Genomic DNA, 22143 nt, shown 5'->3' with positions numbered 1-22143 from the left:
TGCGTTACATGCGTTCGCTTTTTTCGGTTTGGGCCCTGGGCTAGTCCTCGAAGCGGGAGATGTCGCGCACCGCGCCGTAGGCGGCGGAGGTCGTCATCAGGGCGTAGGCGCGCAAGGCCTGGGTGACGGCCCGCTCCCGCGACTCGGGTTTCCAGGCCTTCGCGCCACGGGCCTCCATGGCCTCGCGCCGTGCGGCCAGCGTGGCGTCGTCGACGTCGATGCGGATCTCGCGACCGGGGATGTCGATCACGATGGTGTCGCCTTCCTCGATCAGGCCGATCGCACCACCCTGCGCCGCCTCCGGCGAGACGTGACCGATCGACAGCCCGGAGGTGCCGCCGGAGAAGCGCCCGTCGGTGACCAGCGCGCATTCCTTACCCAGGCCCTTGGACTTGAGATACGACGTCGGGTAGAGCATTTCCTGCATGCCCGGGCCGCCCTTGGGGCCCTCGTAGCGGATGATCACCACGTCGCCCGCCTGGATCTGGTCACCAAGAATGGCCTCCACCGTCGCGTCCTGGCTCTCGAAGACACGGGCCGGACCCGAGAATGTCAGGATGCTGTCGTCCACCCCGGCAGTCTTCACGATGCAGCCATCCGGGGCCATGTTGCCGTAGAGCACGGCCAGGCCACCGTCCTTCGAGTAGGCATGCTCGATGTCGCGGATGCAGCCATTCTCGCGGTCGATGTCCAGGCTGTCCCAGGTCTTGTCCTGGCTGAACGCGACCTGGGTAGGCACACCGCCCGGGGCGGCCTGGTAAAGCGTCTCGGCCTCGGCGGCGTGGCGCATCACGTCCCACTGTTCCAGGGCCTGGCCCATGGTCTCGGCGTGCACGGTGGGAATGTCGCGGTGAATCAGCCCGCCGCGGTCCAGCTCCGCGAGGATGCCGACCACACCACCGGCGCGGTGGACATCCTCCATGTGATAGAGCTGGGTGGCCGGGGCGACCTTGCACAGATTCGGCACCTTGCGCGACAGGCGGTCGATGTCGGCCATGGTGAAGTCGACCTCGCCCTCGCGCGCGGCCGCCAGCAGGTGCAGCACCGTGTTGGTGGAGCCGCCCATCGCGATATCCAGGCTCATCGCGTTCTCGAACGCCTCGAAGGTGGCGATGGAACGCGGCAAAGCAGATTCATCGTCCTGCTCGTAGTAACGCTTGGCCAGTTCGACCACGCGCCGGCCGGCCTGCTCGAACAGGCTCTTGCGCCCGGCGTGGGTGGCCAGCAGCGAGCCGTTGCCCGGCAGCGACAGCCCCAGCGCCTCGGTCAGGCAGTTCATCGAATTGGCGGTGAACATGCCGGAGCAGGACCCGCAGGTCGGGCAGGCGGAGCGCTCGATGGCCTCCACTTCTTCATCACTGGCACTGGAGTCGGCGGCCTTGACCATCGCGTCCACCAGATCCAGGTGGATGACCTTGTCGCTGCCCGGGGCCTGCACCTTGCCGGCCTCCATCGGCCCGCCGGAGACGAACACCACCGGGATGTTCAGGCGCATCGCGGCCATCAGCATGCCGGGGGTGATCTTGTCGCAGTTGGAGATGCAGACCAGGGCATCGGCGCAGTGTGCGTTGACCATGTACTCGACCGAGTCGGCGATGATCTCGCGCGAGGGCAGCGAATAGAGCATCCCGCCGTGGCCCATCGCGATCCCGTCGTCCACCGCGATGGTGTTGAACTCCTTGGCGACGCCGCCGGCCTTTTCCACCTCGCCGGCCACCAGCTGGCCCAGGTCCTTCAGATGCACGTGCCCGGGCACGAACTGGGTGAAGGAGTTGGCAATGGCGATGATCGGCTTGCCGAAGTCGCCATCCTTCATGCCGGTGGCGCGCCACAGGGCGCGGGCACCCGCCATATTGCGGCCGTGGGTAGTGGTGCGGGAACGATAGGCGGGCATGTATATTCTCGTGAACGATTACGGTGAACGCAGATCGTACATAATGAGTCGTACAAACCCCAGTACCCCGGAGCACCTGCAATGAAAATCGAAGTCGAGAACATCAAGTGTGGCGGCTGCGCCAGCTCCATCCGCAAGGGCCTGCTGCAGGTCGAGGGCGTCACCGACGCCGAGGTGGACGTGGAAGGCGGTGCGGTTGATATCGAGGCGCCCGACAGCGCCCGCGAGGCGGTCGCTGCCAAGCTCGCCAGCATGGGTTACCCCGAGGTCGGTTCGGTCTCCGGCCTGCGCTCCGCCAGCGCCAAGGCCAAGTCGTTTGCCAGCTGCGCCGTGGGGCGCATGAGCGGCGAATAGGCTTGATCAATACGTCGCGGGGGCGCGCGCAGCCCGGCCTTGTCGGGCTGGTGCTGCTGTTCGTCCTGGGCACGGGGCTGGCGCAGGCCGAAAGCGGGCTACCGACCGCCGAACTGCAACTCGGCGAACAAGCCCTGACGATCGAGATCGCCGCGACCGACCGTAGCCGCCGGATCGGGCTGATGCACCGCGACCACCTGCCCGCCGACCACGGCATGCTGTTCATCTGGCCACGACCGGCGCACTACGGCATGTGGATGCAGAACACCCGCATCCCGCTGGACGTGGCCTTCATCGATGCCGACTTCACCATTACCAACATCGCCAGCATGACGCCCCACTCCACCCGCATACACGAGGCGAAACGGCCGGTGCGCTACGCCCTGGAGGTCAATGCCGGGTGGTTCAAGGAACACGGTATCGCGCCCGGCGCCTCCGTCCCGGACCTCGAACGCCTCGTGGGCGAGACCGACTAGGGAAACACTGATCAATGTTTCCCTAACACCCCTTCCCGCAGGATCGGGCCAGCAGGCCTGACTGATCCCACGTGTACATTGATCCGTGATTCCCTAGACTGTCTGCTCAAGGACATCATCAGGAAACGGACACGCCCGTGACCGCCACATCCAACCCAGCCGCCCGCAATCACGCGCCCTCGCGCCGAGCCCCGCAGCCCGGGGAGCTCGCCTGGTTCCGTGATGCGGTGCCGTACATCGCCGCCCACCGCGGGCGCACCATGGTGATCGCGCTCGCAGGCGAGGCCGCCCAGGCGCCGGAGTTTCCGGCACTGATGCGCGATATCGCCAAACTCAATGCCCTGGGTATCCGGGTCGTGCTGGTCTACGGGGCGCGCCCGCAAATCGAGGCACGGATGACCGAGCGCGGACTGACCCCGGCTTACGCCAACGGGTTGCGCGTAACGGATGGCGCAGCGCTGGAAGCGGTGCTGGATGCGGTCGGTCGGCTGCGCCTGCAGATCGAGGGCCTGCTCTCGCGCAGCCTCGGCCAGCCGGGTACCGGCAACGCACGCCTGCGCGTGGCCAGTGGCAACTTCGTCACCGCACGGCCACTGGGCGTACGCGACGGCGTGGACTTCCACTACACCGGCGAGGTGCGCGGGGTGGACACCACCGCACTCGCGGCCCTGCTGGACCGCGAGCAGGTGGCCCTGGTCTCCCCGCTCGGCTACTCCCCCACCGGCGAGGTGTTCAACCTCTCCGGCGAGGATGTCGCCACCCAGGTCGCGATCGCGCTGAACGCCGACAAGCTGATCTTTCTCACCGAAGCCGGGGTGTTGCGCGATCCCGAACACGGCGTGCTGGACCAGCTCACCGTGCCGGCCGCGCAGGAGCTGCTGGAGACCGCCACCGACCTGCCGCAGGAACTGGCCAACCACCTGAAGAGCGCGATCGACGCCTGTCGCCAGCGCGAGATCCGGGTGCACCTGATCGACCGTCGGGACGACGGTGGGCTCCTGACCGAGCTGTTCACCCGCCTGGGAATCGGCACACTGGTCTCGCGCGAGCCACTGGAACGGCTGCGCCCGGCCACACTCGACGATGTGGGGGGTATCCATGCGCTACTGGAACCGCTGGAGGCCGAGGGCATCCTGGTGCATCGCGCGCGGGAGCACCTGGAGCTGGAGATCGACCGCTTCCAGGTGCTGGAGGCCGACGGCCTGATCATCGGCACCGCCGCGCTCTACCCCTTCGAGGCGGATGCCGCGGAGATTGCCTGCCTGGCCCTGCACGCGGACTACCGCGGGAGCGGCCGCGGCGACCGTTTGCTGCAGGCAATGGAACACCTGGCGCAGGAACAGGGAATCCGGCGGGTATTCGTGCTCACCACGCGCACCGCCCAGTGGTTCCAGGAACGCGGTTACACGCCAGGCAAGGTGGACGATCTGCCCGTCAGCCGGCAGACCCGCTACAACCAGGCGCGCAACTCGCGGGTGTTTACCCGAGTGCTGGCCGGCGAGTAACCCGGACCAGACAGGCCCTATTCATAGCGGGCCTCGTCATTCATAGCGGGCCTCGTCGCGCTCATGGGCCTCCTGGGCCGCCACGCTCAGCGTGGCAATCGGGCGCGCCTCCAGCCGCGCGATGCCGATCGGTTCACCGGTCTCCTCGCAATAGCCGTATTCGCCCTGCTCGATGCGCGCCAGCGCCGCGTCAATCTTGTTCAGGAGCTTGCGGTACCGATCCCGGGTACGCAGCTCCAGGCCGGCATCGGTCTCGTGGCTGGCGCGGTCATTCGGGTCCGGCTCCTGCCAGCTCTCGCTGCGCAGGTGCTCCAGAGTCTGTTCCGATTCCTCGATCAGCTCGGCACGCCAGGCCTCGAGCTTGGCGCGAAAGTAGTCCAGTTGACGCGGATTCATGTAGGGTTCGTCCTCGGACGGACGGTACCCGGAATCCGGGCGGGTCTTGGCTTCTTGGCTCATCTTGGACCCCTCGCCAGGCCCCCTCTCGCCCCATGCGGGAAGGCCCCGGCGCATTGCACAGTACACCCGATCGAGTATAGGGCAATAACCCTGCCGGGCGGCAAACGCGAAAGCGCGCCCGAACGCACACAACCGGCACCATACGGAAAACGACACCGGCCGCATGCAGCACATCCTTCAGATCAGCGACACCCACCTCGGCCGGGAGCCGGGCCCCATTCGACCGGGTTATCCCGACAGCGACCGCCAGCTCGCCCGCGTGCTCGAGGCCCTGCGCCGGAACGAGGCCCGGCCGGACCTGCTATGGCTCACGGGCGACCTGGCCGAAGATCCGGATCCGGCGGCCTACACGCGACTCCTCGCAATGCTCGACGAACACGTGAAAGGCTGGCCGCTCGCCGGCCTGGCGGGCAACCACGATGACTGGACCCTGCTGCACCGCGCCTTCACGGGCGCCGGACACGCCCTGGACGGCCACCGGCTGCTCGGCGACTGGCTGCTGGTCGGGATCAATTCGGCGGTTGCGGGGCAGGCGTCCGGGCGCATCGAGCCGGCCGAGTTGTCGCGCCTGGATCAAGTACTGACCGCACACCCCGATCACTGGGGCATGGTCGCCGTTCACCACCCGGTCGTGCCCGTCGGCAGCGCATGGATGGACCGGATCGGCCTGACCAATCCCGACGACCTGTTCGCGATCCTGGATCACCACCCGCGCGTACGCGCCTGTCTGTTCGGTCACATCCATCAGGATTTCCGCGCCGAGCGCCAGGGCGTCGAACTGCTGGGCTGCCCCTCCACCTGCGTCCAGTTCGCCCCCGGCTCCGAACAGTTCGCGCTGGATACCGAACACGCCGGCTACCGCGTATTGGCACTGCATGCCGATGGCCGCATCGATACCCGCGTCGAGCGTCTATCCGGCGAATTTCCCGAGGCCCGCGCATGATCCCGGACGATCGCCGCAGCGAGCAGCTCCAGGCCTGGCTGAAGGACCAGCCGGGCAGGTTCACCGACCTGGCACTCCTGCGCGCGGATGCCAGTTTTCGGCGCTATTTTCGCCTGTGCCGCGACGACCAACCGGTGGTGCTGATGGATGCGCCACCCGAGCGCGAGGCCACCGAGCCGTTCGTGGAGATTGCGCGACTGCTTGAATCGCTGGGGCTGCGCCCGCCGCGCATCCTTGCGCACGATCCAGCCACCGGCTTCGTGCTGCTCGAGGACCTCGGCGACCGAACCTTCACCCGGGCCCTCGCCGAGGGGGCCGCGGAAGGCCCGTTGTACGACCGCGCCATCGACACCCTGATCCAGCTGCATCGCGCCTGGCCAGCGCAGGCCGCGAAGGCCCCGGACGTCCCCGCCTACGATTCCCCGCGCCTGCTGGACGAGGCCGCCCTGTTTGCCGACTGGTACTGGCCGGAACAACGCGGCACCCCGATGAGCGCGTCCCTGCGCAACGGATTTCTCGCAGCCTGGCGGGAGGCACTGGAAGACCTGCCCGTCCTGCCCGGGACACTGGTGCTACGCGACTTCCACGTGGACAACCTGATGCTGCCGCCCGGCGAGGATGGCGATTGTGCCGTCCTGGATTTCCAGGATGCCGTGATCGGCAGCCCCGCCTACGATGTCGTCTCGCTGCTGGAAGACGCCCGGCGCGAGGTGTCACCCGCCACCGTGGAGCGGGCATTGAAGCGTTATGCCGCGGGAACGGCCTGGGACCCCGAGATCTTCATGCAGCACTACCGCGTCCTCGGCGTCCAGCGCACCACCAAGATCCTCGGGATCTTCGTGCGCCTGGCGCGCCGGGATGCCAAACCGCACTACCTGGAACACCTGCCGCGCCTGCATCGACTCCTGGCGCAGGGACTGTCACAGCCAGAACTGACACCGGTGGCAGGCTGGTTCCACACCCACATGCCCGAACGGATACGGGAGGATTAAGCCATGCGCGCAATGATCCTGGCCGCCGGGCGCGGCGAACGCATGCGCCCGTTGACCGACCACTGCCCCAAGCCGCTGCTGCCTGTCGGTGGCCGGCCGCTGATCGGCTACACGCTGGATCGTCTGGCGACCGCCGGGTACCGCGACGTAGTCATCAACCTCGCGCATCTGGGCGAACAGATCCGCGCCACCCTGGCTGAACGCCAGGCGGGCCTCGCCATTCGCTACTCACCGGAGCCCGAGGGTGCCCTGGAGACCGCGGGCGGGATCCGCCAGGCCCTTCCCCTTCTGGGGGAGGAGCCGTTTCTGGTGGTCAATGGCGATGTCTGGTGCGACCACCCGCTGACACCCCCGACGACGATGAACACGGCCACCGACCGACCGCTCGCGCACCTCGTACTGGTCGCCAACCCCGACCATCACACGCAGGGCGATTTCGCCCTGGACGGGGAGCGGGTGGCCCTGGCGGGGAACGAGTTGCTGACCTTCAGCGGCATCGGCTGGTACGACCCGGCGCTGTTTCGTGATCTGCCACCGGGGCGCCAGGCCCTCGGACCCTTGCTGCGTCAAGCCATCGAGGCCGGCCGGGTCACCGGCGAACACTACACCGGCGCCTGGCGCGACATCGGCACACCGGAGCGCCTGGCGGCGCTGGACACCGAGCTTGGGGGGCGCTGATCACCCAACGCAGGGGGGATGCGGCCGCTCCGGTCAGGGCTTGATGTAGGTGTAACCGGAGCGTTGCAGGCGGGTCAGTTCCACGATGCCACTGGGAACCACGTCCCTGTCCGATACCTCATGCAGATCGCTGCGTTCGAGCCCGCGCGATTCCAGCGAGTTGCCACACACCAAAAAGCGCACATCCTGCAGCTTAAGGGTGTTCACGGTACTGCGCAGGTCCGGATCGGTACGGGCGTGCTGCAGCAGACTGATGCCGCTGCCATGAGTCAACACCTTGATCTTGAGCGAAACATCATCGGGGCTACCGTCGATGTGATTCTGCAGGTTGCGCAGGGCGTTCAGGTGGAGCTCCAGGTCATCGGTGTTGATGTGATAGACCACCCGCAGCGGCTCTTCGGCCGCCGGCGCCTTGGCGACGGTGCCCATCAATACAGCAGTCGCGCCGCCTGCCGCCAGCATCAACAAGAGCGCCCCGGCCAGGAACCAGCCGGGGCGCAGCACTTGTGGGTCGACTTGCATCGAGACTCCGGCCGTGCCAAATCAGACCTTGATGTAGATCCAGCCTTCCGCCTGACGGCGGGCCGCCTCGGCGACGCCGGAATCGATCAGTTCAGCCTGTGGCAGGATATCCACCTTCTGGCCTTCCTCGCGCGCCAGGCGGTTGAGGGTCTGGGCACAGGCGGTAAAGCGCAGCGTGGGGTACGCCTCCGCCATGCTCGCGACGCGTTCCGGATAGGGTGCGCTGTCGCTTCGCAGCATGCCCATCGCGTTGTTGTGCACCACCACCTGCACGTTCAGGTCGCGCCCGACTGTGGCCGCCTCGCGATACATGCTCTCGATGTCGTCCAGCAACTCGTCCACCGCGCGGGTATCCGCCTCGTTAATGTGCAGCAGAATCTGATCGGTTTCGGTAGCCGAAAACACCTGCTGCGGGGCCGCGGCCCCGCCGGGCGCGTTATCGCTGGCAGCCACCTGCGCCAGGGCCCCGGACTCCTGGCCGGGCGCAGCAGCATGGTCGCCCCCGAAGAAGCCGGCATCGCGAGTGATCTCGTATCCACCCAGCGAACCCACGACCAGCGCGAGCACCCCGGCCGCCACCGACGGGAACCAGGCCGAACCTCCACCGCGCGATAACCGGCAACGGCCACCGGTGGTGCCGGCCGCGCGCCCGGCCGGGACGTCTTCGTAGGCCATGTTCACCAGCTCCTTGAGCTGGTGCATGTCGCAGACCTCGCGACTCAGATGCTCACTGGAGGCGATCGTCTTCAGCGTAAACAGACGATCCTCCGGCGAGAACTCGCCGTCCACGAAGGCATTGAGAATCTCCTCGCTGGGTCGATTCTTTGCACTCAGTCTTTCATTCGACATGCCGATTCCTCACTACCTTGAGATAGGGTGTATCGGCCGCTGTCCCCGTGTCGGCCTGCTGCTCCAGCAGCACCTTCTTCAACTGCGCCCGAGCCCGGCTCAGGCGACTCATCACGGTGCCGATCGGTACGTCCAGCACCTCCGAGACCTCGGAGTAGGCAAAACCCTCCAGGTCCACCAGCGCGACCACCTGACGGTGATCGGTACTCAGTTCGGCCATCGCCCGGTGGACATCCGCGACCATGCGATTGCGCTCGGTCTGTTGCTCCGGGCAGTCCTCGCAGGACAGCTCCATGCTGTCCACATCCACCGTGTCCTTCTGCCGCCGGCCCCAGTCGCGGTAACAGTTGGTCATGATGCGGAACACCCAGGCCTTCAGGGCGTTCTCGTCCTGCAACGACTTCAGCCGGGTCAGGGCCTTCATCATTGCCTCCTGCACCAGGTCATCCGCCAGCGCGGCATCGTGACACCACGCGAATGCCATGCGGTACATCTGCGGCCGCAGGTCGCACACCTTCTGACGCAGCCTGCGCTGCGCGAACCAGTTCGCCATGTTGTCGATTCCTCCATCCGCAGGCCGTACGTGCGACCTTGCTTGTTCTTGTACCCTGTAGGACGCTACGGGGCGCGGGGCTATTCCGGCCCCTCCACCGCAGACGCCGCGCATCCCGGGCTTCGTCGATCAGGATACCCAATGCCATTCGATCCGCAACAACTGGAGCGCGCTTTCGCCTTTGACCCCGATACCGTGCGGGATCTGCGCGACCACTGGGCGCGCCTGATCACCGATGCCGTCTGGGGCGAGCTCAAGACCGGCACCATCGGCGCCGTCCCGCGCCTGCGCAAGCGCCTGCTGGAACTGGGCGAGAACCTGCGCTCCATGCTGTCGGACCGCGCCTGGATCCCGCACGAGCGCGAACGCGTCAAGGGTGCGATGGCCGCCAGCCTTAACCTGCGTGACAGCCTGCAGCAGACCGACCGGGCCGCCAAGCTGCTCAATGGCGGGGCCGACTTCGAAGCCTTCGAGGCCGACTATCTCGCCTTCCGCAAGAGCCTGCTGACCTTCATCGAGCAACACGAACAGATCTGGGGCGATCTTCTGGAGAGCCTCTATGACGACGCACCGGACGACGACCGGGACGAGGACTAGGCCTTGGGCCGCGAGATCCGCGAGGAGCACTTCGGCGCGGCAGACTTTGACCGCTTCCACCAGGCCCTCGCGGACGAGACCGCCCAGCTGCTGAACTGGCTGCGCACGCAACCGCCCGAGGACCCCGCCCCACCCCCGCGGCTGGGCTTCGAGATCGAAGCCTGGCTGTGCGACACCCAGGGGCGACCGCTACCGGTCAATGACGCCTTCCTCGCCGCGATGGACAGCCCGCTGGCCACCCTGGAACTGGCGCAGTTCAATATCGAACTGAACAGCGGCGTCTTCCGCGCCGGTCCCGGCTGCTTCAGCGCCATCCTCGACGAGTTGAACGAGACCCTGCGCCGGGCGCGCCGGGCGGCCCGCCACGCCGGCGCGGAACTGCTGATGGCCGGCAGCCTGCCCACCCTGGAACCGGACGACCTCGGGATCCACCACATGTCGCAGCAGGCCCGCTACCGGGCCCTGAACAGCGCGATCCTGGAACAACGCGCCCAGCGCCCGCTGCAGGTGGACATCGTCGGTCACGAGCACCTGCAGCACCGCCATGCGGACGTGATGCTGGAAGCCGCGGCGACCTCCTTCCAGGTGCATATCGAGACCCGCCCCGAGGTCGCCCACCGCGCCTACAACGCCTCTCTGGTCGCCGCGGCACCGGTGCTGGCCGCCGCCGGCAATACGCCCTACATCTTCGGCCACGACCTCTGGGCCGAGAGCCGCATCCCGTTGTTCGAGCAATCGGTGGAGGTCGGCGGGTTCGCCAACTCGGCGCGTGGCCCGATCCGCCGCGTGACCTTCGGCACCGGCTATCTGCACGCATCCATCGGCGAGTTGTTCACCGAAAACCTCGAGCACTTCCCGGTGTTGCTGCCGGTAGCCCTCGACGAGCCGGCCGATCAACTGGCCCACCTCGCCTTCCACAACGGCACGATCTGGCGCTGGAACCGGCCGATCGTCGGCTGCGATGCGGATGGCCGACGCAGTCTACGCCTGGAGTTTCGCTGCCTGCCGGCCGGCCCGTCGCTGATCGACATGCTGGCCAACACCGCTTTCGCCCTGGGCCTGATCGAGTACCTGGTGGCCGAATCGCCCAACGGAACGCTGGAGACCCCGTTTTCCGAGGCCCGCGACAACTTCTACAATGCCGCCCGCTACGGGCTGGATGCTCGCCTGCGCTGGGGCCATCGCGACCCCGTCCCGGCGCCACGCCTGATCACGCGGGAGCTGCTCCCCCGGGCGGCCGAGGGTCTGGAGCGCCTGGGCATCGACCGCAGCGAACGCGACAACCTGCTTGGCATCATCGCCGCGCGCGTCGCCAGCCGCCAGACCGGCACGCACTGGCAACGCGACTGGGTCGCGCGCCACGGCCGCGACTGGCCGGGCCTGGTCCACGCCTACCGCGGCTGGCAGAACACCGGCGCGCCGGTTCACACCTGGGGACTTTGAGGAAACCCGTGACTCTCTCGATCAACGAATACTTCGAACTACCCGACGGCTTCCTCGAGGCCACGCCCGCCACCCTGCACCAGTGCGTGCCCGGGCCGGCGCTAATCCACCTGGAAGGCCAGCGCGAGCCTGCGGTGGCCGTGGTCCTGCTGCTGCACGGAAACGAGCCGGTGGGCCTGCACGCGGTGCAGCAACTCCTGCGCCACTACACCGGACGCCCGCTGCCGCGCGCGCTGACCCTGGTCGTGGGCAACCCGCAGGCCGCGGCGCTCAACCAGCGCCACCTGGACGACCAGCCGGACTTCAACCGCATCTGGCCGGGGACCGAGCAGGGCGGCTCGCGCGAGGCCGACGTCTTCGCCGAACTCTGCCGGCGCCTGGAAGGACGCGGCCTGTTCGCCGCAATCGACCTGCACAACAACACCGGGCGCAATCCCCATTACGCCTGCATCAACCGTCTGGAGGCGCCGTTCCTCAATCTGGCCGCGCTGTTCGGACGCACGGTGGTCTACTTCACCCGGCCGCGCGGGGTCGCCTCCATGGCACTGGCGCGTATCGCACCGGCCGTGACCGTGGAATGCGGCCACCCCGAGGACGCGGCCGGCGTGGACCACGCGCGCGAGATGATCGATGCAGTGCTGCACCTGGACCACTTCGCCCAGGAGCCGCCGCGGACGGGCGCCATCGAGATCTTCCACACCGTGGCCCAGGTACGGGTGCGCCCCGGACTACAGGTCGGACTGGACGCGCAGCACGACGTCCGCCTGGAACCCGACCTGGACGGCCTGAATTTCCAGCTACTTCCCGCCGGCTCGCGCCTGGTGAATGTGCACGCGGACGCCCAGGACCCGCTGATCGCGATCGCCGAGGACGGTTCGGAGGTGACCGGGGAATATCTGGAGCGGGCCGGTCAGGAGATCCGCCTGAAGCGCCAGGCGATGCCGTCCATGCTCACGCTGGACACCCGCGTGATCGCCCAGGACTGCCTGTGCTACCTGATGGAGCCGCTGACGCTCTGATCCCGCCGCTGTTCGCGACGGATTCGAATCCGGCTCAGGCGTCGCGTTCGACGCGCTCGAGGACCTGGGCGACGTGATCGCCCTTGCGGTAATTCGGGAGGTCGCGCTGCATGTCCGCCAGCGCCTTGTCACGCTCCAGCGCACTGTCATACCAGCGATAGGATTCCCAGTCCGCCCCCAGCAGGTGCGGCATGGAAAGGGTGCTGCCTTCCGGCAGGCGAATGCGGATTCCGTAACGTTTCATGGCGTTCATCCGAGGTTGGTCCCAGTGAGCCGGGCCGGCCGGCGCGCAGTCTAGCCGAGCCCCGAACAGGCGGCAATAAAGCCCTCCGCGCGCCTATTGGCCCCGGCCGACCACAAAATCGAAATAGTGATCCGGAAAGGGCTCGTCCGCCAGGGTGAAATGCCACCACTCCTGCTCGTAGGGCTCGAAGCCCGCCTCTACCATCAGCCGCTGCAGAAGCATGCGGTTGGCCCGCTGCTGTGCGGAAACACCGTCATCCCCGGGCCAGGAGCGCGGACTGAACCGGTCAAAGCCGGTGCCCATCTCCAGCGCGTCGCCGGAGTCGCGATCAATCAAGGTCAGATCGACCGTCGAGCCACGCGAGTGACTCGACCGGGCCGCGACATAGCCATGCTCGAACAACTCGTCCTTGGCAACTTCCGGGTAATACTGTGCCTGCATGCGGGTATCGCCGAGGTCCTCCGCCCAGTGCACGAAGTGCGCGACGGCCCGCGCGGGCCGATAGCAGTCGAACACCTTGAGACCAAGCCCGAACGCCGCGAGACGTTCCTGCACCCGGGCGAGGGCATGGGCGGCCGGGGACGTCAGGATGCAAACGGGGGACTCGTAACCATCGATCGGTTCGCCCACGAAGTTGTCGTCGCCAAAGTACCGGATCTCCTCGACCAGGTCCGTTACCACGTCACCCGCCGCAACAAACCCTGCCGGGCGCGCCTCAGCAGCGCACGAGACCCCGCCTGCCGCCATTGCAACCAGCAGCCCAAGCCCCGCCAGAATCGTCCGCTTGCTGCGCATAGCGCCCCCTTGCCCACGCCTTCGTCACTGCCAGGATACGCAAAGCCAAAACCGGTAGCAGCGCCCAACACCAAAAAGGGCTGCCGGAAGGCAGCCCTTTTGGAGAATTCGGTGGTGGCTACGCCCTGATTCGAACAGGGGACCCCATCATTATGAGTGATGTGCTCTAACCAGCTGAGCTACGTAGCCACGCGGGCTGCGAATTCTCCGGAGGCCGGCGCATAAAGTCAAGCCAGCGCGGCGCCCGGCGGGGTTCAGATCTGCAGGCGCTCGACCACGCGGCCGTTCTTGAGGTGCTCTTCCAGGATCTCGTCGATGTCGCGTTCGTCCTGGTAGGTGTACCAGACGCCCTCCGGATAGACGACCGCGACCGGGCCCTCGTTGCAGCGGTCCAGGCAGCCGGCCGTGTTCACCCGCACCTGGCCCTTGCCGTGGATGCCCATGGCCTTGGCCTGGTTCTTGGCATAGGCGCGCATCTCGGTCGCCCCGTGGTCCTCGCAACAGTTGCCGTCCTCGCGGCAGTTGGTGCAGAAAAAGATATGGCGCTGGTAGTAGCCCATGGAAGTCTCCGGTGATCCCTGCGACTCATGATAACGCTGCCACTGGCAAAACGGCGGGTGGCAGCGTGCGCTGTCCGTGCATTCAGCGGAAGCGGTAGACCAGGCTGACGTCCGTGATGGTGTCGGTATTCTCCACGCCGGGCTCGACGTCCGTGTTGTGCTTCACGGTGAAGCTGGTACGCAGGGACATCCGGCTGGTGACGTCCGCGGTCAGGGCGAGGATGTTCTCGATCTCGGTGTTGTCGCTGCCGGTCAGGATCAGCAACTCGTCGGTGAGGCGGGCGCTTTCGCTGATCTCCCAGCGGAAGTTGCCGGCCAGGCGGCCGACCGGTTCGCTGTCGGTCTCCCCGGTCGTGCGGATGCGCACCTGGCGCATACCGGCACCGATCTCGCCGTCCAGCTGCACCCGCTCGCCGTCGATCAGGCGCCGACCATAACCAGCCGTGGCCGAACCCTGATAGTCATAGTTGCTAAAGCGGTCACGCTCGTAGCGCAGCGCCCCGAACAGGTAGTCGTGCTCGCCCAGCTTGCGGTCCGCCTGATAGCCGGCGATGTAGCGCTCGCCGGTGGTTTCGTCGTCTTCCTCGTGAAAGTACGCGTCCAGGCGGATGCGATTGCGCCAGTCGACGGTCGTGTGCTCCGCGCGGAAACGGCCCGTGGCCGTGGTGGACTCGGTGTTCCCGGTGGTCTTGGAGGCCCCGAGCTCGATCGTCGATTGCCAGCCCTCGGCCTCCCAGGCCAGGGCCTGCGAGACTGGTATGCTCAGCAGGATGAGCGAGGCAAACGCGGACCCGACGGACCGGAACGAACGCACGAGCATGGGAAACCTCCCGGAAGCGAATAAAGGCGAAACCCTAGCAAAGCCGCTGGGGGTATCGGACCAGCCCCTGAGATTCAGGGGACTTTCCGCCGCGGACCAGTGCGTGCACTGCGGGCTATGCCTGCCACACTGCCCGACCTACGGCTGGCACGGGGTCGAGGGCGACTCCCCGCGCGGGCGGCTGACCCTGATGCAGGGCCTGGCCCAGGGCCGGCTGGAGCCGGAATCCGAACGCCTGCGCAGCCATCTGGAAGGCTGCCTGGGTTGTCGCTCCTGCGAGTTGGTCTGCCCGGCACGCGTGCCCTTCGGGGCACTGATGGACCGCGCCCGCGAGATCCTGACCGAACACCCCGCCACGCCGTCGCGCGGGGACCGCTGGCGCCAGGCGCTACAGCACCAGGCCCTGCTGCACCCAACCCTGCGCAGTCTCGGGGGGCTGACGGCGCGCACTGGCGCCCGCCTGGGTGTAGACCGCCTGCTGCCGCGCGGCGGCTGGGAACGCAGTCTCGCCCACACCCGCGACTCCCTGGCACCCGCCCCCCGGCTGCGAGCGACCGCGACCCCGGAAACGGCCGACGCCTTGCTGTTTACCGGCTGCATGGACCGCTTCTTCACCGGACCCGACCTGGAGGCCGCGCTGGAGGTCCTCGACGCCCTCGGCGTGCGCGTCGCCATCCCGCAGGGCCAGGTTTGCTGCGGAGCGCTGGACCAGCACACCGGCCACCGCGCGGCGGCGCAGGCGCTGCAGGCGCGGAATGGCGAAGCCTTCGGCACCCGCGAGGTGCCGGTGATCGCGCTGGACAGCGGTTGCGAGGCCACGCTGCGCGAATACCCCGAGGGCACTGTGTCGGCACGCAGCCAGAGCCTCACCCGGTTTCTGGCGCAGTGGCTGGACACCAACACCAACGGAGATATCTGGGACGCCACACCGATACGCATCGCGCTGCATCGGCCCTGCACCCTGCGCAACGTCACCCGCGAGGCCCACGAGCTGCCCGCGCTCCTGGCACGCCTGCCTGGGGTCACGCTGGCGCCGGTCGCCGACGCGCCGAACTGTTGCGGCGCCGGCGGCACCGCGATGCTGACGCAGCCGGCCATGGCCGACGACCTGGGCACCGAGACCCTGCAGGCCCTGACCGCCGACGCCCCGGACGCGATCATCAGCCCCAATGTCGGTTGCAGCGTGCACCTGCGGGCGCTGGCCAGCGAACAATCGGGTCTTCCGGAAATCCTGTCACCCGCCCGCTTTCTGGCCCGGCGTCTGAAAAACCACACTCACAACTCCGCCGGGCGCTGATCCCTGCCCGCGCTTGCGGTACCCTTGAGGGGTACACCACGACGCCCCAACCGGACCGGAACCATGCGCCGACTTTCCCCGCTGGACCACCTGATCAACCAGGCCGACGCCTTCGTGAAGGTCGTCTCCGGACAGGCCCGCTCCACCGGCCGGCCCTCCCCGGGTGGGGACGACATCGGGCCGCACCTGGAGGATCACGAACGCGACCTGTCCGCCCGCCTGATGCGGGTCAATCATGCCGGCGAGGTCGCGGCGCAGGGGCTATACCAGGGCCAGATGCTGACCGCCCGCAACCCGGAGATCCGCGGCCACCTGGATCAGGCCTCGCGCGAGGAGGGCGACCACCTGCACTGGTGCGCCCGCCGGGTACACGACCTGGGCGGCCGCACCAGCCTGCTGGGGCCGTTCTGGTACATGGGCTCGTTCGGGATGGGCGCGCTCGCCGGGCTGACCGGCGATGCCTACAGCCTGGGCTTTATCGACGAGACCGAACGCCAGGTGGAACGCCACCTGGACCGCCATCTGGAGCGGTTGCCGGCACAGGACGAGGTCTCCGCGCGCATCCTGGCGCGGATGAAGCAGGACGAGGTGGAGCACGGTGCGCACGCGATGGCACTGGGCGGCAAGGCGCCGCCGTGGCCAGTGCGCAACCTCCTGATGCCGCTGACGTCCAGCGTGATGACGCGCACCGCCTACTGGATCTGACCCGCGACGCGGGGAGCCAGGTGATCACCGCCGCGTGCAACGCCGCGCGGCGCGCACCGACTCAGCCCGGGCGACTCATGTTCTTGCCGTAGAAGATCTCCATCATCTCGTGCTTGAGCAGCTTGGAGATGCGCTTGGCCTCCTTGGCCGAGTAATCATCCTTGCCCAGCCCGAACAGGTAACTGTCCAGGTCGAAGTCCTTCAGTACCATCTTGGTGTGGAACAGGTACTCCTGGTACACGTTTACGTCCACCATCTGGTACTTCTCCTGGGTGTCGCGCGACAGGAAGTCCTGGATGGAGTTGATCTTGTGATCGATGAAGTGCTTCTTGCCGCGCACGTCGCGGGTGAAGCCGCGGACACGGTAGTCCATGATCACGATGTCGGACTCGAAGCTGTGGATCAGGTAGTTCAGGGCGCGCAGCGGCGAGATGCGCCCGCAGGTGGACACGTCGATATCCGCGCGGAAGGTCGCGATCCCACCCTCGGGGTGCGCCTCCGGGTAGGTGTGCACCGTGATGTGACTCTTGTCCAGGTGGCCGACCACCGTCTCCGGCAGCGGGCCGGGGCCTTCGGTGTAGCCGATCTTTTCGGTGGCCACCGGCTCCTCCGAGATCAGCATGGTCACCGACGCGCCCTGCGGATCGTAGTCCTGGCGCGATATATCGAGGATGTTGGCCCCGATCAGGTGGGCCACGTCGGACAGGATCTGCGTCAAACGCTGGGCGTTGTACGCCTCGTCGATGTACGCAATGTATTCATCGCGATGTCGGTCACCCGAGGCATAGCAGATATCGTAGATATTGAAGCTCAGGCTCTTGGTCAGGTTATTGAAACCGTGGAGCTTGATCTGCTTCTTGTGACGAGGCATGGCGTGTCCTCTTGGCCCGGGCCGCAGCGAGCGGCGAATTGTAGACGCCCCGGCCCGCAAGTCCAAGGACGGACCCAGGGAGACGCGGCTTCAGCGCGGCGCCGGCCCCTCGATGATCTCGAAGTCGTGGGTCACCTTCGCCGAGGCCCCCAGCATCAGCGAGGCCGAGCAGTACTTCTCGGCCGAGAGCCCCACCGCACGCCCGACCTGCTTCTCCGACAACGCGTGGCCGTACACACGAAAATGCACATGGATGTCGGTAAAGACCTTGGGCACGGTCTCCGCCCGCGTGCCCTCCACGGTCACCTCGCAGTCCAGCACCTGCTGGCGCGCCTTCTTCAGCATCGCAATCACGTCGAAGCTGGTACAACCGCCCATCCCCAACAGCAGCATCTCCATCGGGCGTGCGCCCAGGTTGCGCCCGCCGGCATCCGGCGCCCCGTCCATCACCACCGCGTGGCCACTGTCGGTCTCGCCGACAAAGGCCACCTGATCCAGCCATTTCACTTTCACCTGCATCGGGCTTGTCCTTTCACACTGTTGGATGGAGAAATCCACGCCTATACTCGGGTAGAACTCTACTCAGGGCGGACCTGCTGCACAAAACAGGGCCCTGCCGGCGGATTTTGTGAACGGTGCCAGTTACCCCGGGGTGCAGGGCACGGATGCTGCATTACACTGGCGCTCATCTTCAGGAAGCTGATATCGGACGTGACCATGGAAGCCTTGAACAACCCGTTCATTTACCGCCCGGCGCAGCCATCGCCCGCGCTGGAGCGTTTCCTCGGCTACTGCCACCGGCGCCAGTACCGCAAGCGCACCACGATCATTCACTCGGGCACCGTACCCGACACACTGTATTACGTGGTCAGTGGTTCGGTCTCGGTACTGGGCGAGAACAACGGACATGAGCTGGTACTTGCCTACCTGAACAAGGGCGAGTTTTTCGGCGAGCTGGGCATGTTCGAGGACGACCCGCGCAGCGCGACGGTCACCACCCGCGAGGACACCGAGACCGCGGAGATCCCCTACACCCAGTTCCGCGAGATCGCCCAGCGCGACCCCGAGATCCTGATGCTGCTCACCAGCCAGATCGCGGCCCGCCTGCGTCAGACCTCGCGCAAGGTGATGGACCTCGCGTTCGTGGATGTCACCGGACGCATCGCCCACACCCTGCTGGACCTGGCCCAGCAGCCCGACGCGATGACTCACCCCGACGGCATGCAGCTGCGCATCACCCGGCAGGAGATCGCGCGTATCGTGGGCTGCTCGCGCGAGATGGCCGGACGCGTGCTGAAGGATCTGGAAGAACGCGGCCTGATCACCGCCCACGGCAAGACCATCGTGGTGTTCGGCACCCGCTGACACGAGCCCGCCCGGGTCGGGCCCGCGGGGCCGTTATTCGCCGCGGAACAGCCGGCCCAGGGCCGCGCCCGGGTCCTCGGTGCGCATGAAGGCCTCTCCCACCAGAAAGGCATTCACCCCGGCCGCCTGCATGCGCGCGACATCCTCGCGCGTGTGGATGCCGCTTTCGGTCACCAGCAGGGCCTCCTCCGGCACCTGATCCTTCAACTCCAGCGTCGTCTCCAGCCGCGTCTCGAAGCTGTGCAGGTCGCGGTTGTTGATGCCGATCAGGTCGGCCCCGATGCGCTTGGCCCGCTCCAGCTCCTCGGCGTCATGTACCTCCACCAGGGCATCCATGCCCAGCTCGCGGGTCAGGAAGAAGAGCTCGTGCAGCGCCGTGTCATCCAGCGCCGCCGCGATCAGCAGCACGCAATCCGCACCCAGCACCCGCGCCTCGTAGACCTGGTAGAGATCAATCACGAAATCCTTGCGCAGGATCGGGATCGTGCAGGCCACACGCGCGTCGCGCAGGTCGCCGTCGCGTCCCTTGAAGAAGTCCACGTCGGTCAGCACCGACAGACAGGTCGCACCATGCTCCTCGTAGCTGCGCGCAAACGCCTCGGGGTTGAAGTTCGGGCTGATCTGGCCCTGGCTCGGGCTGGCCTTCTTGATCTCCGCGATCACCGCAGGGCGCCCGGCGTCGATATCGCGCTGCAGGGCCGCGCGAAAACCACGCGGCGCCGGGGCGGACCCCATCCAGCCGCGCAACTCGCGCAGTGGCCAGTACACCTCGCGTTCCTTCAGCTCCTCGCGCTTGCGCTCCAGGATGCGCTGCAGGATGTCGGGTACTGCGTTGCCTTCACTCATTGTGCTTCCTTGTTTGCCAGTCTTGCGCTGGTCGCTTGCAGGCGCTCCAGCCGTTCGCGCGCCGCGCCGGAATCGATCGCCCGGGCGGCGGCCTTGATCCCCGCTGGGAGTGTGTCCGCCCCGCCACCGGCGTAGATCGCCGCCCCGGCATTCAGCAGCACGATGTCGCGTGCCGCACCCGCCTGTCCGTCCAGCACGCCGCGCAGCATGCTGGCCGAGGCCTCCACGCTGTCGACCCGCACCGCATCCAGCGCCGTGGTGGTCAGCCCGAAATCCTCCGGACGGATGGTGTATTCGCGGATCTCGCCATCCTGCAGCTCCGCCACCCGGGTCGGCGAGGCGATGCTGATCTCGTCCAGACCATCCTCGGCATGCACCACCAGGACGTGCTCGCTACCGAGCCCCTTCAGGGCCTCGGCCAGCGGGCGCACCCAATCCTGGGAAAACACGCCGAGCACCTGATTCGGCGCCCCGGCGGGGTTGGTCAGCGGCCCCAGCACATTGAACAGCGTACGCACGCCAAGTTCCTTGCGCGGACCGATCGCGTGCTTCATCGCGCCGTGGTGGGCGGGAGCGAACAGGAAGCCAACACCGACCTCGTCGATGCAGGTCCCCACCGCTGCCGGCGACAGGCCCAGCGAGATCCCCAGCGATTCCAGCACGTCGGCACTGCCGGATTTCGACGACACCGAGCGATTGCCGTGCTTGGCGACCCGCACGCCGCCCGCCGCCGCCACCAGCGCCGCGGCGGTGGAGATATTGAAGGTGCCCGAGGCATCGCCGCCGGTTCCGCAGGTATCCACCAGCCCGGTACGCGGCACATCCACGCGCGTGGCCAGCGAGCGCATCACGCCGGCAGCCGCGCGGATCTCCTCGATGGTCTCGCCCTTCATGCGCAGGGCCACCAGGAACGCGCCGATCTGGGCATCCGTGGCCTCGCCGGTCATCACCGCCTGCATCACGGCGGTCATGGTCGCCTCGTCCAGGTCGCGGCGCTCGATGAGGGCCGCTATCGCTTGCTGCACGGTCACGGGCTTGCTCCTGCGGAAATTCGAAGCGGCTAGTGTAACGTCCGCGCGGTGCCCGCACGACCACCGCCCGGCGCGACCAGCCAGGCGGCCAGTGCCAGGGCCCAGAGCAGCAGCGCCGCGAGGACCAGACGCCCCATGGCATCGTCCAGCCAGTCGACCAGGAACAGCGCCAGCAGCGCGCTGAAGCCCAGCTGCACGAAGGCCTGCATGGCCGCAGCCATGCCGCGCGCGCCGGGGTAACAATCCAGCGCCAGCAGGGTCAGCGACGGCATCGCCGTGGCCAGGGCGAAGCTGTATAGCGCGAACGGCCCGGTGATCGCGGCCACCGGGCCGTCGGCCAGCACCGCCAGGCCCACCAGCGCCAGCGACAGCCCAGACAGCCCGAGCCCGATCGCCACGGCCCGCTGCGGGCTCACCACCCCGGCCACGCGCCCGGCGACGAAGCCGCCCACCACCAGCCCGGCGACCAGCGGCCCGAACAACCACCAGAAGTCCTGTTCCCCGCCTTGCAGGTGCTCGTAGATGATGGTCGGGGACGCGGCAATGAACAGGAACATCGCCCCGAACATCCCCGCATGGACCGCGACCGGGAACAGAAACGCCGGGTTGTGCAGCGTGCCCAGGTAGCCCCGGATGACCGGACGCGGGTGACTGGAGACGCGGCCGACCGGCGGCAGGGTCTCCGGCATCCAGGCGCGCACCGCCAACAGCAGGAAGACGCCGTAGAGTGTCAGGAAGGCGAACACCGAACGCCAGCCAAACGCCGCCTGCAACCAGCCGCCGATGATCGGCGCGGCGGCCGGCCCGATCGCGAACATCATGGTGACCAGCGCGAACACCCGCCGCGCGTCGGTGGGATCAAAGCGATCGCGGATCAGCGCTCGCCCGACCACCACCCCGGCCGCCGCCGCCAGCCCCTGTCCCATGCGCAACGCCAGCACCTGCCAGTACTCCATCGCGAACACCAGCAGCACCGAGGTCAACACGTAGGCCAGCAGGGCCCACAACACCACCGGGCGCCGGCCATAGGCATCCGACAGCGGGCCGGCAATCAGGGTGGCAACGGCGAACGCGACCAGATAGGCGGACAGCGTCGCCTGCATCGCCACACCATCGACGGCCAGGGCCTCGGCCATCGCCGGAAACGAGGGCAGATAGGTATCCAGCGAGAACGGCGCCAGCATGGACAGCGGCGCTACCAGCAGGGCGAAGCGCAGCCGCGTGCGGCGTTCCGTGGCGGCGCCCCTCAAGCGAGGCATGCGCGCCGGAATCGAGAGTGAACACCGGTCGGGCACGACCCGCGAGAGGCCGCCGCGCGAGCGGTG

26 protein-coding genes and 1 tRNA gene are annotated in these 22143 nt (G+C 67.4%); 12 read left to right on the top strand and 15 right to left on the bottom strand.

Features of this window, described 5'->3' with window-relative positions; translation table 11 throughout:
• Positions 1 to 40: 40 nt before the first annotated feature.
• The gene (gene ilvD / locus F792_RS0107115; RefSeq protein ID WP_018168978.1) at positions 41 to 1894 is read right to left on the bottom strand and encodes a dihydroxy-acid dehydratase; all 1854 of its coding nucleotides are present in this window, start codon (positions 1892 to 1894) and stop codon (positions 41 to 43) included.
• Between the two features lie 81 nt (positions 1895 to 1975).
• Here ilvD and F792_RS0107110 point away from each other — a divergent pair, with 81 nt between their 5' ends.
• From F792_RS0107110 to argA, 3 genes are all read left to right on the top strand, one after another.
• Positions 1976 to 2248 carry a heavy-metal-associated domain-containing protein gene (locus tag F792_RS0107110; protein ID WP_018145194.1) on the top strand — a complete coding sequence of 91 codons (273 nt, stop codon included), beginning with the start codon at positions 1976 to 1978 and terminating at the stop codon, positions 2246 to 2248.
• 2 nt (positions 2249 to 2250) lie between these two features.
• On the top strand, positions 2251 to 2724 hold the full coding sequence (locus F792_RS0107105) for a DUF192 domain-containing protein (RefSeq protein WP_018145193.1): 474 nt from the start codon (positions 2251 to 2253) through the stop codon (positions 2722 to 2724).
• Between the two features lie 137 nt (positions 2725 to 2861).
• On the top strand, positions 2862 to 4229 hold the full coding sequence (argA, locus tag F792_RS0107100; protein WP_018168977.1) for an amino-acid N-acetyltransferase: 1368 nt from the start codon (positions 2862 to 2864) through the stop codon (positions 4227 to 4229).
• Positions 4230 to 4265: 36 nt separating this feature from the next.
• On the opposite strand, the gene dksA is transcribed toward argA, so the two are convergent.
• Positions 4266 to 4688: an RNA polymerase-binding protein DksA gene (gene dksA, locus F792_RS0107095; RefSeq protein ID WP_018145191.1), complete on the bottom strand. Its 423-nt coding sequence runs from the start codon at positions 4686 to 4688 to the stop codon at positions 4266 to 4268.
• A gap of 163 nt (positions 4689 to 4851) precedes the next feature.
• Here dksA and F792_RS0107090 point away from each other — a divergent pair, with 163 nt between their 5' ends.
• The 3 genes from F792_RS0107090 to murU are packed head-to-tail and all read left to right on the top strand — an operon-like array spanning position 4852 to position 7301.
• Entirely contained in the window at positions 4852 to 5631 is a 780-nt protein-coding gene (locus tag F792_RS0107090) for a metallophosphoesterase (protein ID WP_018168976.1), read from the top strand.
• On the top strand, positions 5628 to 6623 hold the full coding sequence (locus F792_RS0107085) for an aminoglycoside phosphotransferase family protein (protein WP_018168975.1): 996 nt from the start codon (positions 5628 to 5630) through the stop codon (positions 6621 to 6623). Before F792_RS0107090 ends, F792_RS0107085 begins: the two co-directional genes overlap by 4 nt.
• A gap of 3 nt (positions 6624 to 6626) precedes the next feature.
• A complete protein-coding gene (murU, locus tag F792_RS0107080) occupies positions 6627 to 7301 on the top strand; it encodes an N-acetylmuramate alpha-1-phosphate uridylyltransferase MurU (RefSeq protein ID WP_018168974.1) in 675 nt (224 codons plus the stop codon).
• Between the two features lie 33 nt (positions 7302 to 7334).
• On the opposite strand, the gene F792_RS0107075 is transcribed toward murU, so the two are convergent.
• Genes F792_RS0107075 through F792_RS0107065 form a run of 3 tightly spaced genes read right to left on the bottom strand, consistent with a single transcriptional unit; the run spans position 7335 to position 9225 of the window.
• A complete protein-coding gene (locus F792_RS0107075; protein WP_018168973.1) occupies positions 7335 to 7823 on the bottom strand; it encodes a DsrE family protein in 489 nt (162 codons plus the stop codon).
• 21 nt (positions 7824 to 7844) lie between these two features.
• A complete protein-coding gene (locus F792_RS0107070; RefSeq protein ID WP_018168972.1) occupies positions 7845 to 8672 on the bottom strand; it encodes a hypothetical protein in 828 nt (275 codons plus the stop codon).
• Complete coding sequence (locus F792_RS0107065; protein WP_018145185.1) at positions 8662 to 9225, bottom strand: RNA polymerase sigma factor; 564 nt, start codon at positions 9223 to 9225, stop codon at positions 8662 to 8664. The genes F792_RS0107070 and F792_RS0107065 overlap by 11 nt, the downstream gene beginning before the upstream one ends.
• A 141-nt stretch (positions 9226 to 9366) precedes the next feature.
• Here F792_RS0107065 and F792_RS0107060 point away from each other — a divergent pair, with 141 nt between their 5' ends.
• The 3 genes from F792_RS0107060 to F792_RS0107050 are packed head-to-tail and all read left to right on the top strand — an operon-like array spanning position 9367 to position 12284.
• Positions 9367 to 9822: a hypothetical protein gene (locus F792_RS0107060; protein ID WP_018168971.1), complete on the top strand. Its 456-nt coding sequence runs from the start codon at positions 9367 to 9369 to the stop codon at positions 9820 to 9822.
• 3 nt (positions 9823 to 9825) lie between these two features.
• Positions 9826 to 11265, top strand: a complete 1440-nt coding sequence (locus F792_RS0107055; RefSeq protein ID WP_018168970.1) for a glutamate--cysteine ligase GCS2 — start codon at positions 9826 to 9828, stop codon at positions 11263 to 11265.
• Positions 11266 to 11273: 8 nt separating this feature from the next.
• Entirely contained in the window at positions 11274 to 12284 is a 1011-nt protein-coding gene (locus tag F792_RS0107050) for a M14 family metallopeptidase (RefSeq protein WP_018168969.1), read from the top strand.
• Positions 12285 to 12318: 34 nt separating this feature from the next.
• Here F792_RS0107050 and F792_RS0107045 read toward each other — a convergent pair whose 3' ends face one another.
• The 5 genes from F792_RS0107045 to F792_RS0107025 all read right to left on the bottom strand — a co-directional run bounded on the left by F792_RS0107045 (position 12319) and on the right by F792_RS0107025 (position 14703).
• Positions 12319 to 12528, bottom strand: coding sequence for a hypothetical protein (locus tag F792_RS0107045; RefSeq protein WP_018168968.1), 210 nt, complete (start codon positions 12526 to 12528; stop codon positions 12319 to 12321).
• Positions 12529 to 12621: 93 nt separating this feature from the next.
• Positions 12622 to 13323, bottom strand: a complete 702-nt coding sequence (locus F792_RS0107040) for a M15 family metallopeptidase (protein WP_018168967.1) — start codon at positions 13321 to 13323, stop codon at positions 12622 to 12624.
• 112 nt (positions 13324 to 13435) lie between these two features.
• Positions 13436 to 13512 (bottom strand) — tRNA-Met (locus F792_RS0107035).
• Between the two features lie 65 nt (positions 13513 to 13577).
• Positions 13578 to 13883: a ferredoxin gene (locus F792_RS0107030; RefSeq protein WP_018168966.1), complete on the bottom strand. Its 306-nt coding sequence runs from the start codon at positions 13881 to 13883 to the stop codon at positions 13578 to 13580.
• Between the two features lie 82 nt (positions 13884 to 13965).
• Entirely contained in the window at positions 13966 to 14703 is a 738-nt protein-coding gene (locus tag F792_RS0107025; RefSeq protein WP_018168965.1) for a YdiY family protein, read from the bottom strand.
• A gap of 103 nt (positions 14704 to 14806) precedes the next feature.
• Here F792_RS0107025 and F792_RS0107020 point away from each other — a divergent pair, with 103 nt between their 5' ends.
• Both F792_RS0107020 and coq7 read left to right on the top strand, forming a co-directional pair.
• On the top strand, positions 14807 to 16000 hold the full coding sequence (locus F792_RS0107020; RefSeq protein ID WP_018168964.1) for a (Fe-S)-binding protein: 1194 nt from the start codon (positions 14807 to 14809) through the stop codon (positions 15998 to 16000).
• A 63-nt stretch (positions 16001 to 16063) separates the two neighbouring features.
• A complete protein-coding gene (gene coq7, locus F792_RS0107015; RefSeq protein WP_018168963.1) occupies positions 16064 to 16705 on the top strand; it encodes a 2-polyprenyl-3-methyl-6-methoxy-1,4-benzoquinone monooxygenase in 642 nt (213 codons plus the stop codon).
• Positions 16706 to 16766: 61 nt separating this feature from the next.
• Here the strand turns inward: coq7 and speD are convergent, their stop codons facing one another.
• Together speD and F792_RS0107005 are read right to left on the bottom strand one after the other, a co-directional pair.
• The gene (gene speD, locus F792_RS0107010; protein WP_018145175.1) at positions 16767 to 17576 is read right to left on the bottom strand and encodes an adenosylmethionine decarboxylase; all 810 of its coding nucleotides are present in this window, start codon (positions 17574 to 17576) and stop codon (positions 16767 to 16769) included.
• A gap of 90 nt (positions 17577 to 17666) precedes the next feature.
• Complete coding sequence (locus F792_RS0107005) at positions 17667 to 18095, bottom strand: OsmC family protein (protein WP_018168962.1); 429 nt, start codon at positions 18093 to 18095, stop codon at positions 17667 to 17669.
• 198 nt (positions 18096 to 18293) lie between these two features.
• Between F792_RS0107005 and crp the strand changes: the two genes are divergently transcribed.
• Entirely contained in the window at positions 18294 to 18941 is a 648-nt protein-coding gene (gene crp, locus F792_RS0107000; protein ID WP_018145159.1) for a cAMP-activated global transcriptional regulator CRP, read from the top strand.
• Positions 18942 to 18974: 33 nt separating this feature from the next.
• On the opposite strand, the gene trpC is transcribed toward crp, so the two are convergent.
• The 3 genes from trpC to F792_RS0106985 are packed head-to-tail and all read right to left on the bottom strand — an operon-like array spanning position 18975 to position 22077.
• Positions 18975 to 19787, bottom strand: coding sequence for an indole-3-glycerol phosphate synthase TrpC (gene trpC / locus F792_RS0106995; protein WP_018145158.1), 813 nt, complete (start codon positions 19785 to 19787; stop codon positions 18975 to 18977).
• Positions 19784 to 20818, bottom strand: coding sequence for an anthranilate phosphoribosyltransferase (trpD, locus tag F792_RS0106990; RefSeq protein WP_018168961.1), 1035 nt, complete (start codon positions 20816 to 20818; stop codon positions 19784 to 19786). Before trpD ends, trpC begins: the two co-directional genes overlap by 4 nt.
• A gap of 29 nt (positions 20819 to 20847) precedes the next feature.
• Entirely contained in the window at positions 20848 to 22077 is a 1230-nt protein-coding gene (locus tag F792_RS0106985) for a multidrug effflux MFS transporter (protein WP_018168960.1), read from the bottom strand.
• Positions 22078 to 22143: the final 66 nt, after the last annotated feature.

The sequence above is a fragment of the Thioalkalivibrio sp. ALMg9 genome, from assembly GCF_000380625.1.
Classification (GTDB): domain Bacteria; phylum Pseudomonadota; class Gammaproteobacteria; order Ectothiorhodospirales; family Ectothiorhodospiraceae; genus Thioalkalivibrio; species Thioalkalivibrio versutus.
The sequence above is the reverse complement of the archived record's forward strand: the minus strand, read 5'-3'. Positions and strand labels throughout refer to the sequence as shown.

Bases quoted from the DNA above. Each gene is read 5' to 3' on its own strand.
- F792_RS0107085 (WP_018168975.1), top strand. From the start codon at position 5,628: ATGATCCCGGACGATCGCCGCAGCGAGCAGCTCCAGGCCTGGCTGAAG.
- ilvD (WP_018168978.1), bottom strand. From the start codon at position 1,894: ATGCCCGCCTATCGTTCCCGCACCACTACCCACGGCCGCAATATGGCG.
- F792_RS0107075 (WP_018168973.1), bottom strand. From the start codon at position 7,823: ATGCAAGTCGACCCACAAGTGCTGCGCCCCGGCTGGTTCCTGGCCGGG.
- F792_RS0107045 (WP_018168968.1), bottom strand. From the start codon at position 12,528: ATGAAACGTTACGGAATCCGCATTCGCCTGCCGGAAGGCAGCACCCTT.
- F792_RS0107040 (WP_018168967.1), bottom strand. From the start codon at position 13,323: ATGCGCAGCAAGCGGACGATTCTGGCGGGGCTTGGGCTGCTGGTTGCA.
- F792_RS0107060 (WP_018168971.1), top strand. From the start codon at position 9,367: ATGCCATTCGATCCGCAACAACTGGAGCGCGCTTTCGCCTTTGACCCC.
- F792_RS0107065 (WP_018145185.1), bottom strand. From the start codon at position 9,225: ATGGCGAACTGGTTCGCGCAGCGCAGGCTGCGTCAGAAGGTGTGCGAC.
- F792_RS0107070 (WP_018168972.1), bottom strand. From the start codon at position 8,672: ATGTCGAATGAAAGACTGAGTGCAAAGAATCGACCCAGCGAGGAGATT.
- dksA (WP_018145191.1), bottom strand. From the start codon at position 4,688: ATGAGCCAAGAAGCCAAGACCCGCCCGGATTCCGGGTACCGTCCGTCC.
- F792_RS0107110 (WP_018145194.1), top strand. From the start codon at position 1,976: ATGAAAATCGAAGTCGAGAACATCAAGTGTGGCGGCTGCGCCAGCTCC.
- F792_RS0107025 (WP_018168965.1), bottom strand. From the start codon at position 14,703: ATGCTCGTGCGTTCGTTCCGGTCCGTCGGGTCCGCGTTTGCCTCGCTC.
- F792_RS0106985 (WP_018168960.1), bottom strand. From the start codon at position 22,077: ATGCCTCGCTTGAGGGGCGCCGCCACGGAACGCCGCACGCGGCTGCGC.
- murU (WP_018168974.1), top strand. From the start codon at position 6,627: ATGCGCGCAATGATCCTGGCCGCCGGGCGCGGCGAACGCATGCGCCCG.
- crp (WP_018145159.1), top strand. From the start codon at position 18,294: ATGGAAGCCTTGAACAACCCGTTCATTTACCGCCCGGCGCAGCCATCG.
- speD (WP_018145175.1), bottom strand. From the start codon at position 17,576: ATGCCTCGTCACAAGAAGCAGATCAAGCTCCACGGTTTCAATAACCTG.
- coq7 (WP_018168963.1), top strand. From the start codon at position 16,064: ATGCGCCGACTTTCCCCGCTGGACCACCTGATCAACCAGGCCGACGCC.
- trpC (WP_018145158.1), bottom strand. From the start codon at position 19,787: ATGAGTGAAGGCAACGCAGTACCCGACATCCTGCAGCGCATCCTGGAG.
- F792_RS0107090 (WP_018168976.1), top strand. From the start codon at position 4,852: ATGCAGCACATCCTTCAGATCAGCGACACCCACCTCGGCCGGGAGCCG.
- F792_RS0107030 (WP_018168966.1), bottom strand. From the start codon at position 13,883: ATGGGCTACTACCAGCGCCATATCTTTTTCTGCACCAACTGCCGCGAG.
- F792_RS0107005 (WP_018168962.1), bottom strand. From the start codon at position 18,095: ATGCAGGTGAAAGTGAAATGGCTGGATCAGGTGGCCTTTGTCGGCGAG.